General features: G+C 56.6%; 15 protein-coding genes. 11 read left to right on the forward strand and 4 right to left on the reverse strand.

Annotated elements, in window-relative coordinates:
* The first annotated feature begins 51 nt into the window (after nt 1-51).
* The 10 genes from EBL_RS18555 (at nt 52) to EBL_RS18600 (ending at nt 9,857) form a co-directional block, all read left to right on the forward strand.
* Nucleotides 52-1,347 (forward strand): anaerobic sulfatase maturase, encoded by a 1,296-nt coding sequence (locus tag EBL_RS18555; protein WP_002442737.1) that lies wholly within the window; start codon nt 52-54, stop codon nt 1,345-1,347.
* Nucleotides 1,344-2,348 (forward strand): AAA family ATPase, encoded by a 1,005-nt coding sequence (locus EBL_RS18560; protein WP_002442734.1) that lies wholly within the window; start codon nt 1,344-1,346, stop codon nt 2,346-2,348. Before EBL_RS18555 ends, EBL_RS18560 begins: the two co-directional genes overlap by 4 nt.
* A complete protein-coding gene (locus EBL_RS18565; protein WP_002442732.1) occupies nt 2,348-3,253 on the forward strand; it encodes a DUF58 domain-containing protein in 906 nt (301 codons plus the stop codon). The genes EBL_RS18560 and EBL_RS18565 overlap by 1 nt, the downstream gene beginning before the upstream one ends.
* A complete protein-coding gene (locus EBL_RS18570) occupies nt 3,254-3,694 on the forward strand; it encodes a DUF4381 domain-containing protein (RefSeq protein WP_002442729.1) in 441 nt (146 codons plus the stop codon).
* A complete protein-coding gene (locus EBL_RS18575; RefSeq protein ID WP_002442727.1) occupies nt 3,687-4,664 on the forward strand; it encodes a VWA domain-containing protein in 978 nt (325 codons plus the stop codon). Before EBL_RS18570 ends, EBL_RS18575 begins: the two co-directional genes overlap by 8 nt.
* On the forward strand, nt 4,661-6,175 hold the full coding sequence (locus EBL_RS18580) for a tetratricopeptide repeat protein (RefSeq protein ID WP_002442725.1): 1,515 nt from the start codon (nt 4,661-4,663) through the stop codon (nt 6,173-6,175). The genes EBL_RS18575 and EBL_RS18580 overlap by 4 nt, the downstream gene beginning before the upstream one ends.
* Nucleotides 6,172-7,182, forward strand: coding sequence for a BatD family protein (locus tag EBL_RS18585; protein WP_002442723.1), 1,011 nt, complete (start codon nt 6,172-6,174; stop codon nt 7,180-7,182). Before EBL_RS18580 ends, EBL_RS18585 begins: the two co-directional genes overlap by 4 nt.
* On the forward strand, nt 7,182-8,183 hold the full coding sequence (locus EBL_RS18590; protein WP_002442721.1) for an HAD family hydrolase: 1,002 nt from the start codon (nt 7,182-7,184) through the stop codon (nt 8,181-8,183). The genes EBL_RS18585 and EBL_RS18590 overlap by 1 nt, the downstream gene beginning before the upstream one ends.
* Before the next feature lie 111 nt (nt 8,184-8,294).
* Nucleotides 8,295-8,924 (forward strand): winged helix-turn-helix transcriptional regulator, encoded by a 630-nt coding sequence (locus tag EBL_RS18595; protein WP_002442719.1) that lies wholly within the window; start codon nt 8,295-8,297, stop codon nt 8,922-8,924.
* A 267-nt stretch (nt 8,925-9,191) separates the two neighbouring features.
* A complete protein-coding gene (locus EBL_RS18600) occupies nt 9,192-9,857 on the forward strand; it encodes a DUF3313 domain-containing protein (protein WP_002442717.1) in 666 nt (221 codons plus the stop codon).
* Nucleotides 9,858-9,971: 114 nt separating this feature from the next.
* Here EBL_RS18600 and EBL_RS18605 read toward each other — a convergent pair whose 3' ends face one another.
* The gene (locus tag EBL_RS18605) at nt 9,972-10,331 is read right to left on the reverse strand and encodes a YijD family membrane protein (RefSeq protein WP_002442715.1); all 360 of its coding nucleotides are present in this window, start codon (nt 10,329-10,331) and stop codon (nt 9,972-9,974) included.
* Nucleotides 10,328-10,990, reverse strand: a complete 663-nt coding sequence (fabR, locus tag EBL_RS18610; RefSeq protein ID WP_014716253.1) for an HTH-type transcriptional repressor FabR — start codon at nt 10,988-10,990, stop codon at nt 10,328-10,330. Before fabR ends, EBL_RS18605 begins: the two co-directional genes overlap by 4 nt.
* Nucleotides 10,991-11,186: 196 nt before the next feature.
* Here fabR and sthA point away from each other — a divergent pair, with 196 nt between their 5' ends.
* Complete coding sequence (gene sthA, locus EBL_RS18615; RefSeq protein WP_002442710.1) at nt 11,187-12,587, forward strand: Si-specific NAD(P)(+) transhydrogenase; 1,401 nt, start codon at nt 11,187-11,189, stop codon at nt 12,585-12,587.
* On the opposite strand, the gene oxyR is transcribed toward sthA, so the two are convergent.
* Nucleotides 12,570-13,487, reverse strand: coding sequence for a DNA-binding transcriptional regulator OxyR (gene oxyR / locus EBL_RS18620; protein ID WP_002442708.1), 918 nt, complete (start codon nt 13,485-13,487; stop codon nt 12,570-12,572). The genes sthA and oxyR overlap by 18 nt on opposite strands.
* A gap of 257 nt (nt 13,488-13,744) precedes the next feature.
* Nucleotides 13,745-15,118: an argininosuccinate lyase gene (gene argH / locus EBL_RS18625; protein WP_002442706.1), complete on the reverse strand. Its 1,374-nt coding sequence runs from the start codon at nt 15,116-15,118 to the stop codon at nt 13,745-13,747.
* Nucleotides 15,119-15,169: the final 51 nt, after the last annotated feature.

A 15,169-nucleotide genomic window follows, 5' to 3' on the forward strand; every position in this document is an offset into this window, starting at 1 on the left:
TTGCATTTGTCACAGTGAGCGTTGTTTGCCATTTTTATTCAGGGGCCAGCGATGAAGTACAGCACCACATTACCCGTAAGAGCGCTACCGTCCGCCGAAAAATATGACGGCAAAGGGCCCGAGTATAAACGCCGCTTTCACGTTATGGCGAAACCCACCGGCTCGACCTGTAACCTTGATTGCTCCTACTGTTTCTATCTGCATAAAGAAGAGCTGCTGCATCAGGACAGGCACACCGGGATGAGCGATGACGTACTGGAAAATTTTATTCACCAGTATATCGACGGCCAGGATGGCGAACAGGTGGTCTTCTCCTGGCAGGGCGGCGAACCGACCCTGATGGGGCTCGAATTTTTCGAGAAAGTTGTCAAATTTCAAAAACAGTACCAGAAGCCCGGCCAGCGTATCGAAAACGATCTCCAGACCAATGGCGTTTTACTGAACGACAAATGGGCGGCATTTCTGAAAGAACACCATTTTCTGGTGGGCCTCTCCATCGACGGCCCACGGGAATTACATGACCGCTACCGCGTCACCCGCAGCGGGAAACCGACCTTTGACAAAGTGATGGCGGGCGTTGAGGCCCTGCAACGTCACGGTGTGCCGTTTAACGCGCTGGTCACTGTCAACCGCACCAACGCCCGCTTTCCGCTGGAGGTGTACCGCTTCGTCACCCGCGAGCTGGGTGCGACTTACGTGCAGTTCAACCCCTGCGTTGAACCCGTCGACTTTAAACAAACTGCGCCACAATTCTGGCAGGATAAGACCATTCCCGTGACCGGCAGCCGACGCGCCCGTCCCGGCGACCTTGACGCCATCGTCACCGACTGGTCTGTCGACCCACAGGACTGGGGCAACTTTCTGATCGCCGTATTTGAAGAGTGGGTTAACAACGATCTGGGCCGCGTACAGGTCAACCTGTTTGAAACAGCCGTCGCCCAGACGATGGGAATGCCGGCGCAAATCTGCACCCATTCGGAGTTCTGCGGTAAGGGGCTGGCTATCGAGAAAAACGGCGATATCTACTCCTGTGACCATTACGTCTACCCGGAATACCAGATTGGTAACATTGAACAGACCCGCCTGGCGCACATGGCCTTTTCCGAGCGGCAGCAGGCCTTCGGTATGGGCAAATGCGACACACTGCCGAAATATTGCAAAGCCTGCCCGTACCTGAAGCTGTGCTGGGGCGAGTGCCCGAAAAACCGCATCGTCCGCACACCAGATGGTGAAGAGGGGCTCAACTATCTTTGCCCTGGTATCAAAGCCTTTTTCAATTACGCCGAACCCATGCTGGTGGGCATATCCACATTACTGAAACGCGACTTTACAGGGCTACGTCAATGATCAACCGGGAGAAGTTATTACAGCTTGAGCAGCGGATGAACCAACAGGTGCTGGGGCAGGAAGAGCTGATACGCATGCTGATTATCGCCCTGCTCTGTGACGGCCACGTGCTGCTGGAAGGCCTGCCGGGGCTCGCAAAAACCCGTGCAGTGCGCGAACTTGCGCGCCATGTGGAGGGCGAATACCGCCGGATCCAGTTTACGCCAGACCTGTTACCCTCCGACATTACCGGTAGCGAAATTTACCAGCAGAACGCCACCCGGGAAGAGGATCAGTTCCGTTTCCGCCCCGGGCCGGTTTTCGGCAACATTATCCTGGCGGATGAAATCAACCGGGCCTCGGCACGCGTGCAGTCCGCACTGCTGGAGGCGATGGAAGAGCATCACGTCACGGTCGCGGGGAAAACCTGGCCCCTGCCCGGTCTATTTATGGTGCTCGCCACCCAAAACCCCGTTGACCAGGAGGGCACCTGGCCACTGCCGGAAGCGCAGCTTGACCGTTTCCTGATGAAAGTGCTGGTGCACTACCCCTCAAAAGAAAACGAACAGAAAGTCATGCAGCTGGTACGCGCCGAGCAGCAGCAAAAGTATCAGCAGCTGACACAGAGCGCGGCAGATACCCCGCAGTTCACGGAAACGCTGATGCTCAGCCAGCAGGAGATCGCCGCCTGCTGGCAGGCAATTTCCGCCATTCATGTCTCACCAACGGTCGAAAATTACATCGTGAATCTGGTGGATTTGAGCCGCCATCCGCAAATGGTGAGCGATACGCTGGCCGGTTACCTTACGTTCGGTATCAGCCCGCGCGGCACGCTGGCACTGGAGCGCTGCGGGCGCGCCCAGGCCTGGCTGGAGGGACGTGATGCGGTACTACCAGAGGACGTCAAAAAAGTCGCACCCGCGGTTCTGCGCCATCGCCTGATGCTCAGCTACCAGGCCAGCGCCGATAATTGCACACCGGATGACGCCGTGCGCATGTTGCTTGACGCAGTGGTGGCGTAATGAGCCGCGCCGTTCGCATCGACCGTGACAGTCTGATGGCGCTCGCGCCACAGGCCCGGGCGATTATCAACCCGCCAGGGCAGATCCCACCCGGGGCGCTCGCGGGTGAGAGAGTGTCGCGCCAGCAAGGGCGCGGACTGAATTTTGACAGCCTGCGCCGCTACCAGCCCGGCGACGATGTACGCCTGATTGACTGGCAGGCCACCGCCCGGATGCGCACACCGTGGATTCGGCTCTATAACGAAGAAAAAGAGCGCCCGGTTTTTCTGCTGGTTGACCAGCGGCTGAATATGTTTTTTTCCACCTGCGGGCAGACCAAATCAGTCGCCGCGGCCAGTATCGCCGGGCTGCTGGCCTGGCGCAGCCTGCACGACGGCGATCGCCTGGGTGGCGCGGTATTTGGTGACCGTGATTACGCCCTGCGTAAATGCCGCTCTCCGACCAGCACCCTCCCCGTTTTTTTCGACGATCTGGTGCGCTACAACCACCGTGTAGCGGACGATTATCCCCATGAAAAGCCCGGCGCCCTGTCACTGGCGGCAATTCTGCGCCACAGCCTGCCGCTGGTTCCGGCTGGCTGCTGGGTGGCATTGATCAGCGATTTTCACGATCTGGATAACGAATGCGACGCCCTGCTGGCGGCGCTGCGCCGTCGCGGCGAAGTGAGCGCCTTCGTAACACTTGACGATCTGCACTTACGCCTGCCCTCTCACGGGCGGCTCGCCGCCCGCTACGCAGGGCAGGAGACCACCTTCTCCCTCTCCCCCTCGCTACAGAACGGCGTTAAGCAGAGCGTAACGGCGCGTCTGGCGGCCCAGGCGTCGCGCCTTACCCGCCTCGGCGTACAGGTGAATCAGATCGTCGTCGGCGGGGATCTGCTCAGACAATTGCAACAAGGGGTGTAGATGCTGGAGAAAGGATTTACGGTACCCAACCTGGCTGAGCCCGTGCTCCCCGAAGCGCCCTCCTGGCTGCCACTGCCACCGGGATGGCTGATTCTGGGTAGCGCGCTGCTACTTGTACTGCTGATTTTCCTGCTTATCCGCGTCGCCAGATGGCGGCGAAATCTGTGGCGACGGCAGGCTCTGCACGCCCTCACCAGGCCGCAGACGGCCGACGACTGGCTACTGCTGATCAAGCGCGTGTTGCTGGTGCACCATCCCCGCGAGCAGATTAGCGCCGCGCTCAATCCGGATGACTGGCTGCAGGGAGTCCCCCTTGACGACGCGCTGCGCCATGCGCTCAGCCGTCGCTACTGCCAGGCAGACAATCTGCTGAACGACACAGACACCGCACGGCTGCGCATGCAGCTGCGCAGCTGGATCGAGGAGTTGCCCCATGTCTGACGCTCTCGCCCGCGTGGCTTTCGCCTGGCCCTGGGCCTGGCTACTGCTTTTATTGCCACTGGCTGGCCGCTTTTTTATGGCCAAAGAGCGGTCGCTGAAAGAGTTCGTGCGGGTCCCCTTTCTGCCCGCGCTTATCGAATCGCTGCAGCCCGACAACCAGCCCGCACGCAGCGGGAAAATGGCGACAGGCGCATTCTGGGTTATCTGGGCGCTGCTGGTTTGTGCCCTCGCCCGTCCGGAGTTTCTCACTACGCCGCAGCATATCGAAAAGCCAATGCGCAACATTATGCTGATTCTCGACGTTTCCGGTTCGATGGAGAAGAACGACGTTGCGGGCGGTATCAGCCGGTTACAGGCGGTGCAGGCATCAGTGAAAAAGTTCGTTGCGGCCCGCAAGTCTGACCGCATCGGTCTGGTGATTTTCGCCAACAGCGCCTGGCCGTTCGCGCCGGTCAGTGAAGATAAGCAGGCGTTGCAGACACGTATCGACCAGCTGTCTCCCGGAATGGCAGGCCAGCAGACAGCGATAGGCGACGCGCTGGGGGTCACGGTCAAACTCTTTGACCAGGCAGGCGACAACGAAGCCAGCCGTCTGGCGATTTTACTGACCGATGGTAACGACACTGCCTCGCAGCTTCCCCCACGCCTGGCCGCACAACTGGCGGCCAGCCACCATGTGCAGGTTCACACCATTGCTTTTGGCGATACGAAAAGCAGTGGCGACGATAAAGTGGATCTGCCGCTGCTGCAGGAAATAGCCCGCACGACTGGCGGGCGGTCATGGACTGCCGAAAACAGCGGCGCCTCACTGGATGCCGTGTGGCAGGAGATTGACGCCATCACCCCGGTTCAGGTGAAAAGCATCGGCTGGTCGTGGCGCGTTCCGCTATTCGCCTGGCCGCTGGCCGCCGCGTTGCTCCTGCTGCTGGCCTTTACGCTGGCCCGTCTGTTCAGGGAGAAAACCGCATGAGCGATTTCCATTTTTTATATCCCTGGCGTTTGCTATGGCTTATCCCGTGTGTGGCGCTGTGGTGGCTGCCCTCCGCTGGCGGCAGTGCCTGGTCACGCATTATGGATAAACCGCTGGCAAAAGCACTGATTGTCGGACGCCAGCGCAAAATCACCCGCGTACTACCGTGGATCTTTATTCTGGGCGCCGTGGCACTGGCCGGGCCAAGCTGGCAACGTCAGTTGCCCGCCGCCCTGACACCGCAGAGCAATGTGATGGTCATTTTGCAGCAAGACACGGCCATGCTGGCGGGCGATCTGGCCCCCAGCCGCCATCAGCGTATGCAGAATAAGATAATGTCATTGACAGAGCGCATGCCCGGCACCCGCTTTGGCCTGGTGGTCTATAACACCGGCGCGTGGCTGACAACGCCACTGACGGTCGACAGCGCATTCTACTCGCTCTTTTTACATGCACAATCTCCTGCCCTGTTACCGGCAGGCGAAGGCTCCGGACTCCGCCACGCGGTCGATCTGGCGCTGAAAAATATGCCTTCCGCACCACGCAGTATCATTGTGGTGGCAGATACCCTAAGCGCTGAAGACGCCCGCTGGCTCGCCAGCCAGCAGACCCCCCTGCAACTCTGGGTTCCGGGGACAGCCGACGGCGGCGCGCTGCCGGAGAAATACGCCGCCAGCGCCACCGACACCCGGCTTAACATCGCCCGTTTTCAGACGGTACGCGATAGCGGCGTTCCGGTGACACTGGTCACGGCAGATGAGAGCGATCTGCCGGTGATCCAGAGCCATATTGAACAGAGCGTTACCGCACAGAACAACGCACGCAGCGACCTGCACTGGCGTAACGATGGCTGGATAGTCATCATCCCGCTACTCGCAATAGTGCTGGTCTGGCGGCGGCAGCTCTTTTGCTGGCTGCTGGTCGCCCCGCTATTGCTGTGGCAGCCCGAAAGCCAGGCGGCCTGGCTGGATGCATGGATAAGCCCTGATATTCAGGGGCAGCACGCCTTCTCCCGCGGCGAGTATGAGGCTGCCGCCCGGCGTTTCGCGGATCCGCTGAGAGCGGGGATCGCCTGGTACCGTGCAGGGAACTATCCCGCGGCGACGGTAGCGTTTCGCCAGGCGCCGCAAACACCCGAAGCCCTACTCTGGACGGGCAATAGCTATGCGCAGCAAAAAGAGTGGCAGCAGGCCCTGAACAGCTACGATCGGGCGTTAAGCCTGCGACCGGACTGGCAACTGGCACAGGGAAACCGGGCAAAAATCGCCGCCATCATCATGAAACTGCGCCAGAAAGAGCGCGATCGCCAGTCGGCTCAGGGCGAAGAGCAGGATTACAAGCCCGATGCCATCAGGCACGATCTGAAGCCGGATCAGGGGGTGAAACAGCAGGATATTCAGCCCGTGGCGGGCGGCAATCCACAAATTAACCAGTGGTATGAAAACCTTGCCGTCTCCCCGGCGGGCCTGCTGGAAAACCTCTACCGCACGCAGCCAGGAGACGCCCAATGAAACTGCTCTGGTTATTGCTGATTGCTGTTCTGCCCTGTCAGGCGGCGATGACTATCACGCGCGAACTGATTGCGCCGGAGCATGTGGCCCCCGGCCAGCCAGTACGCGTCGCCGTGACCTTCTGGACTGATACCTGGTTCAATCCGCCACCCGAATGGCCGGATTTCCCGGTGGAGAATGGCACATTGCTGACTACCGCATCGCCAAATCAACTGCTCACCCGCCGTGAAGGCAGCACCAGCTGGAGCGGCGTGCGGATGGAGCGGCAGATAGCCGCATGGGATCAGGGCATGTTGCGGTTACCGGCGACAGAGATCACCCTTTCTGGCGCGGGACAGGCACCGGTAACGGTTCCGCTGCCCGCGCTGGAAAAAGCAGTGACCTGGCCGGAGGACGTGCAGCAGCCCGACCATTTTCTGCCCGCCTCCGGGCTGTCACTCAGCCAGAAAATAAATCTCTATCACAGCAGTGGTGATAACACACTGCGGGCCGGTGATGTTGTTGAACGTGTCGTTACCGTGCGGGCAAGTGACGTGGCAGCTGCGCAGATTCCACCGCTGCTCTACGCCATTGCCGGGACGCACACTCAGCGTCTGACGCCGGTGAGCCAGCCGATAACCACCGGGCGCGGAGAGACGACAGGCACGCAACGGACAGAAACTCTGCGCTATCTGCCAGTGGACGCGGGCGTCGTCACGCTGCCGCCTGTCCGGCTACGCTGGTGGGATACCACACATCAGCAGTGGCAGGTCGCCGAACTGCCCGGTAGCACCTACCCGGTGGCAGCTCCGAAGGCAGCAGGAGCTGAAGCGGCGCTGCGTGGGGAGATTCACACCCCCGCCTGGCTGACGACCCTGCAGGCCGCCGCCGTGATCGCTGCCGCCTGGTTGCTCTTTTTCTTTCGCCGCGCGTTACTGCGCAGCGGCCGTTTTCTCTTTCGCCGGTGGCATCGTTTCTGGCATCCCCTTTCGCTGCCGGGACAAATCCCGGAAAACAGGAGTAAATAATGAAACGCACGTTGATTGCAGCTCTGCTACTCAGCCTCTGTGGCACCGCCGCCGCAGACCCGCTCTCCGCATGGAACGATACGGCATCGAAGCGCGCCATTGAGGCGTGGGTTCAGAATGCCACTAAACCCGGCAGTGACACCTTTATCCCGCCGGAAAAACGCTACGTGGTGTTTGATAATGACGGCACCCTGTGGCCGGAAGCACCGCTCACTTTCCAGATCCAGTTCGCGCTGGATGAGATAAAACGGCTTGCCCCCGAACACCCGGAGTGGGCGAAAGATCCGCTGCTCAGCGCGGTGATGAAAGGCGACACCAAAACTATCGCCGCTGCCAGTCAAAAGGGGCTGATGAAGATCCTGGCGCTCACCCATAGCGGCATGACAACCGGGGAGTTTAACCAGCGCGTGGCCGAGTGGGTCACCTCGCACAAAGATACCCGCTTTGGCTGCCGCTACGACCAAATGGGTTACCAGCCAATGCGTCAGCTGCTGGATTACCTGCGTGAAAATGGTTTTAAAACCTGGATAATCTCCGGCGGCGGCATCGATTTTATGCGCGTACTGTCGCAAAAAATGTACGGTATTCCGCCAGAACAGGTAGTCGGGTCATTCTCTTTGAGCGAGTTCTCTCTCACGGACAACGGCACCCAGTTGCGTAAAACGATGCAGGGGGCATTCAACGATGATGCCACCAGCAAGCCCGTGGCTATACACCTTTTTATGGGGCAGCGCCCGGTTGCCGCCTTTGGCAACAGTGATGGCGACCTTGCCATGCTGCAATATACCGCCGCGAACCCGGACGCCAAAACCTTCGGCCTGCTGGTACATCACACTGATGCGGCCCGCGAATATGCTTATGACAGCCACCCGCCCGCCAGCGGGAAACTGGTAGAAGGATTAAAACAGGCGAAAGAGAAAGGCTGGACCATCGTGGATATGAAGCAGGACTGGAAAACAGTCTTCGATCCCGCTCAGTGCCCGGTTAAACCCATACCGTGATATCACCCCCCGCAGGGGACGCGTACCCCTGCGGGATAATGGCATTTATTGCTCAACTGTCGAACAGTTCGCCTTATAATATTAACCTTTTAATTACAATTAGAAATGATTATGAATCTGACGCCTCCACAACGCCCAAATAATGCATTACAACGTGTCTGCACTATTCTTAAGCCAGAATCAGAAGAGCTCCGGGTTCCCCCCAGAAAGTACATTACGTGGAAACACAAAGGCCACCAGCAAATTTATTTCTTTCTGGACGGCCAGTTCTCCATTTTACGGGAGTCAGATAAACTGCTGCTGGTTACCGTCTTTGAGCCCTATATATTTGGCATTGCAGAAATGATTCAGCCTGTGAACAGCCATATTATGCGTACCGAGTCTGAAGTCACATTATTACGAATAAGTGCGGAGAAAGCCCATCAGCTCATTCAACAGCACCAGTTATGGGAAGATATCGCCTCTATTCTGGCTTATAACACGGCCTATCTGGTGTATCGTGACGTCTTAACCTTACAGCAAGGAACGTACAACATTATATGTAACCATCTTCGGGACATGATCTTATTGCCGGAGGAGATGCGCTCAAAAATAACCATCCTTAAATATATTCAGGACAGAACACACCTGTCCAGAAGTAGTATATTGAACATCATATCCAGCCTGAATAAAAATCATTACATCAGTTACAGGCGCGGAGGATATTTAATATCCGTCAATGACCTGCCTGACCATTTATGAGCATCAGCAATGACAGGTTTCATTGCTGTTCACCTGATGAAAGCAACGCCATAAAAAATAAGTAAATTTTTCATTTACATCACATTGCCGCATTGTGGATACAGCATTTCTGCAATGCATGGTGGTGCCATAAAACGCGTATTTAATCATTTTTATTTATATTAGTATTTTTATAGGAAACATACACTTTGACACAATTATAAAACCCATAAATAAAATGATTCAATGTTATCTTTATCCTGTTTTTTAATTTAAATGGAGCGCCAAATGAAGGCCGGTTTTTTCACAAAAATAGTTCTGTGTTCTACGTTTATTGCTGTCGTGGGTTGTTCATCCAAAGTACCGGATAAAGAAAAATACTCTGGTTTTTTAAGTGATTATTCAAAACTTAAAAAAACGGAAAGCAGCACAGGCAAGCCAGTATTACGCTGGGTTGATCCAAATTTTAACCCGGATAACTATGACAGCATCGTATATAACTCATTAATTTATTATCCGACCCCAAAACCATCCACTCAAGTGGGTGAAGATATGCTTAACCAGTTACTGACATATACTGATAATAGCCTGAAAAATGCCCTTGCGAAGCGTAAACCACTGGTAAAAACCCCCGGACACCGGAGTTTAATTTTCAGAGGGGCAATCACAGGCGTCAGCAGCACAAACGAAGGCCTTCAGTTCTATGAAGTATTACCGGTGACGCTACTGGTTGCCGCCACTCAAATGGCGACAGGACACCGTACCATGGAAACCCATTTATTTGTTGAGGAGGAGCTTATTGATGCATCAACCCATAAACCTGTATTACAGGTCGTCAGATTAGGTGAAGGGAAAGATATCAGAAATCAGAGCACACCAATGAACTTAGCCAATCTGAAGCCGGTTATTGATAACCTGGGAACGGATGTCACGGCATTCAATATTAAGAAATAATTTTTAACGCGCTGAAATTCCACGGCCCGAACAAATATCCCGGCGTCATTTCCAGACTGATACCACAAAACAAACAGGGCGCCACTGGCGCCCTGTTTGTTGCCCTGTCCGCAATCAGTCAGAGAGCGTTGCGTTCCGGGCTTTGACCTTAAAGCCAATCCAGAACACCAGCGCAACCGACAGTACCGACGGCAGGAAGTTAGAGCCGATAGCCGGGTATTCCGCCCGCACCACGGCGCTGTACAACAACACGCCGAGAATAAAGCAGGCAGCGGCCAGGCCGGGTAACCCCACGGGCATGGTCTGATTCTGATACCGCTGATGCAGGCAGTATACCGCCAGCACCAGGGCAATAATCGGAAACACAGAAAACGGAACAATAGAGCTGAATAACGCAGCACAGCTACCGTTAATCGATAACCCGGCAATTAATGCCAGTAGCAAGGTGCCGCGTTCCTGAATGGATTGTTTCATTGCTTATCCTTTACTACATCTTCAGATTTAACACCCGCCGCGACTTTTTCCTGTTCGCGACGATACCAGTAATACGCCCCTTTAGAAATCATCCGCAGCTGTAGCACAAGCCGCTCTTCCAGCTGGCGGCGCTGCTCGGTATCGATATCCAGCGCCTCTGCCCCGGCACTGAATACGATGGTCACCATCGCTTCAGCCTGCGCTTCTGTAAAGCTGCGCGGCATGCGGTTTTCCAGTTCCAGATAATCCGCAAGCTCGGCAATAAAGTGCTGGATCTCCCGGGCGACCGCCGCACGAAACGCGGCAGACGTGCCGGAGCGCTCACGCAGCAACAGCCTGAAAGCATTGGGATTATTGCCGATGAATTCCATAAATGTGGAGACAGACGTGCGGATGACACTCCCGCCCCTGGCGATGCGCTGGCGCGCCTGGCGCATCAGCTGGCGCAGCATCAGGCCGCTCTCATCCACCATGGTCAGCCCCAGCTCATCAACATCACGGAAATGGCGATAAAAAGATGTCGGAGCAATTCCGGCCTCTCTGGCCACCTCACGTAAACTCAGGCTGGCAAAACTGCGCTCCGCACTGAGCTGGCTAAATGCCGCTTCAATTAGGGAACGTCGTGTTTTTTCTTTTTGTTGCGCTCTGACACCCATCACTCTGCCTGAATCCCTCCACACCCAATCAGGGCACTATACCAGAGTTTCACGCTATCCGGTTTGCAATGGTTTGTGAATGAATGTTTACGAATTATATCGTCCGGATCCCGGTAAAGCGCACAATGATAATTGGGTTATCCGGGCATCGATGTTACTATTGTGTTGCTTTTATGTATAAGAACAGGTAAGCCTTACCATGCCACACACCTACGATTATGATGCAATAGTGATTGGTTCCGGTCCCGGGGGCGAGGGCGCCGCCATGGGGCTCGTTAAACAGGGCCAGCGCGTCGCGGTTATCGAGCGCTATACCAATGTGGGCGGCGGATGTACCCACTGGGGAACGATACCTTCCAAAGCTCTCCGCCACGCCGTCAGCCGCATTATTGAATTCAACCAGAACCCGCTTTACAGTGACCACACCCGTCTGCTCCGCTCCTCCTTCGCTGATATTCTCAACCACACGGATAGCGTCATTAACCAGCAAACCGCTATGCGCCAGGGTTTTTATGAGCGTAACCGCTGCGAGCTGCTCAGCGGCCATGCCCGGTTTATTGATGAGCACACCATCGCTCTGGAGTGCGAAGACGGCACCATAGAAAACATCACCAGCGATAAGTTTGTCATCGCCTGTGGCTCCCGCCCTTACCGGCCGGAAGATGTCGACTTCACCCACCCGCGCATTTACGACAGCGATTCTATTCTCAGCCTGCACCATGAGCCACGCCATGTCATTATCTATGGTGCCGGGGTGATCGGCTGCGAATATGCGTCTATCTTCCGGGGGATGAACGTAAAAGTTGATTTGATCAACACCCGTGACCGGCTGCTGGCTTTCCTTGATCAGGAGATGTCAGACTCCCTGTCCTATCATTTCTGGAACAGTGGCGTGGTCATTCGCCATAACGAAGAATATGAAAAGATAGAAGGCGTGCAGGATGGCGTTATCGTCCACCTGAAGTCCGGGAAAAAGGTCAAAGCCGACTGTCTGCTGTATGCCAACGGCCGCACCGGCAACACAGACTCCATGGATTTGCACAATGTCGGCCTTGAGGCTGATGGCCGCGGGTTGCTGAAGGTCAACAGCATGTACCAGACCGCACAGCCCCATATTTATGCTGTCGGGGATGTTATCGGCTACCCGAGCCTGGCCTCCGCGGCCTATGATCAGGGGCGTATTGCCGCCCAGGCGATGGTCCGTGGCGAGGCGAGCGCCCACCTGATTGAAGACATTCCGACCGGGATTTACACCATTCCGGAAATCAGCTCAGTGGGGAAAACCGAGCAGCAGCTCACCGCCATGAAGGTGCCTTATGAAGTGGGACGCGCCCAGTTTAAACACCTGGCCCGGGCGCAAATCGTCGGCATGAATGTCGGATCGCTGAAGATCCTCTTTCACCGCGAAACGAAAGAGATCCTCGGGATCCACTGTTTCGGGGAGCGTGCCGCCGAGATAATACACATCGGCCAGGCCATCATGGAACAGAAAGGCGGCGGTAATACGATTGAATACTTCGTTAACACCACCTTTAACTATCCCACTATGGCTGAAGCCTACCGGGTTGCGGCACTGAACGGGTTAAACCGCCTGTTTTAATGTACCGTCAAAGTGGCCATCCATCTGGCTGCGGATGGCCTCTGCCAGCTGCTCATAGCGGCTGCGCAGCGGCGAGCCCGGGCGATAGACCAGCCCGACGGTGCGCCGTGGCTCGGGTTTATTGCACGGCAGATACACCACCCCATCCCGGCGGCGCTCTGGCGGCACCGCCAGGGCGGGCAGCAGCGTAATACCGCTACCGGCCGCCACCATATTGCGCAGCGTTTCAAGGCTGGTTGCCCGGAAATGGGTGTCTTCATCAGCCCCGGCTTCAAAGCAAAAACCCATCGCCTGATCCCGCAAACAGTGGCCGTCTTCCAGCATCAGCAGCTTTTCGCCCGCCAGATCGTGCATCGGCACTTTGTCGCGGCTGGCCCAGGGGTGATCTTCATAAATCGCCAGCAGCATCGGCTCGTCGAACAGCGGCACCTCAATAAACGCCTCGCTCTCTTTCACCAGCGCGAGTATTGCACAGTCGAGTTTGCCGCTGTCCAGCTGGGCCAGTAGCTGGTGTGTCTGGGCCTCATGCAGGTACATTTCCAGTTTGGGGAAGGTCTGGTGCAGCATCGGAATAATATGGGGCAACAGGTACGGCCCAACGGTGGGGATCAGGCCAATATGCAGCGGGCCGGACATGGTTTCCCCCTGCTGGCTCGCCATCTCCTTGAGGACTTTGACCTCCCTCAATACGGTGCGCGCCTGCTCCACCAGCAGTAAACCTGCCTGGGTAAATAACACTTTACGGCTGGTGCGTTCCAGCAGCATCACCCCCAGCTCATCTTCCAGCTTACGAATCTGCCCACTCAGGGTAGGCTGGCTCACATGACACGAATCTGCAGCACGCCGGAAATGGCGATGCTCAGCAAGCGCAACAAGATACTCCAGATCACGAATATTCATTAATCATCCTCCACCGCCATGATAGACCATGGCGATAGAAAGCATAGCAACCAACGATTATCCCTATCAAGTGCCCCGGGTGATAATCCTTACCACTCACCGGCAACCTGGCACGATATGCCTGGTTACCCTCTCTCCGGTGAACTGAATTACTAAAGCCAACGTGAACTTTCGGCGGACTTGATGTCCGCCATTTTTTTATCCGCCACCCAAACAAAAAACCCGGCATACGCCAGGTTTTGTTGAGTATTGCCCGGTTACGCCAGGCGCTGCTTTGCCTCCGCTATGGCGCTGGCGACCTGAGGGCCACTGACCCCGCCCTTCGCCGCACGCTTCTCAAGGCAGGAAGCCAGGGACAAAATATCATACACATCCTGCCCAATGACCGGGCTGAAGGCCTGCAATTCACCCAGCGCCAGCGCTTCCAGCGGCTTCGCCTGGCGAATGGCTTCTACGACGGCCTCGCCAACGATATGGTGCGCCTCGCGAAACGGTACGCCTTTAGCCACCAGATAATCGGCAAGCTCGGTGGCGTTCGCATAGCCCTGCTGGGCCGCTTCCTGGCAGCGCGGGCGTTTTACCTGAATACCGTCCAGCACCAGCACCGCCATGTGCAGGCAGTCCGTCCAGGTGTCGAGAGCATCGAACAGCCCTTCTTTGTCTTCCTGCATATCTTTGTTATAGGCCAGCGGCAGCCCTTTCAGGGTCATCATCATGCCGGTAAGCGCCCCCTGCACCCGGCCGGTTTTACCGCGGATCAGCTCCAGGGCATCCGGGTTCTTTTTCTGCGGCATCAGTGATGAGCCAGAGGTCACCCGGTCAGACAACTCCACAAAGCCTGCTTCGCCGGAGTTGAAGAAAATCAGATCTTCGGCAAAGCGGGACAAATGCACCATCCCGATAGCCGCATCGGAGAGCAGCTCCAGCACATGGTCGCGATCGGAAACGCTGTCCAGGCTGTTACGGGTAGCGCTGGCAAAGCCCAGCCAGCCGGCTAACTGCTCACGGTCAATGTTATAGGCCGTTCCCGCCAGCGCGCCGCACCCCAGTGGGCTGACATCCAGGCGTTTGAGTGTATCCTGCAGGCGGCTCTCGTCCCGGGCCAGCATCTCCACGTAGGCCATACACCAGTGGGCAAAGGTCACCGGCTGGGCGCGCTGCAGGTGGGTATAGCCCGGCATCACCGCATCCTGGTTATTTTCCGCCGTTACCACCAGCGCCTGTTGCAACTGGCGGGTGGCCGCCAGCAGCTCGCTGACCTGCGCTTTACACCACAGCTTCAGATCGGTCGCGACCTGATCATTACGGCTGCGCCCGGTGTGCAGCTTCTTACCCAGCTGGCCGACTTTCTCAATCAGTTTTCCTTCCACCCAGCTGTGAATATCTTCCGCGTCGCTTTCCAGAATGGCCTGCGGATGCGCCTGCACCTCTTCCAGCAGCGCGGTCAGTGCCTGCTCCAGCTGCTGCTGCTCTTGTGCGGTCAGCACACCAACGGTCACCAGCGCTTTGGACCAGGCGACAGAGCCCGTAATATCCTGCTCAGCCAGGCGATAGTCGAAGCGTAAAGAGTCGTTAAACTGTTTAAACCGCTGATCCGCTGCCTGTGTAAAACGCCCGCCCCAAAGTGCCATAATTATGCTCCAGAAAATCCAGTCATTTCAGAATCACAGGGCACCATGCCC

This window comes from Shimwellia blattae DSM 4481 = NBRC 105725 (assembly GCF_000262305.1).
GTDB classification, from domain to species: domain Bacteria; phylum Pseudomonadota; class Gammaproteobacteria; order Enterobacterales; family Enterobacteriaceae; genus Shimwellia; species Shimwellia blattae.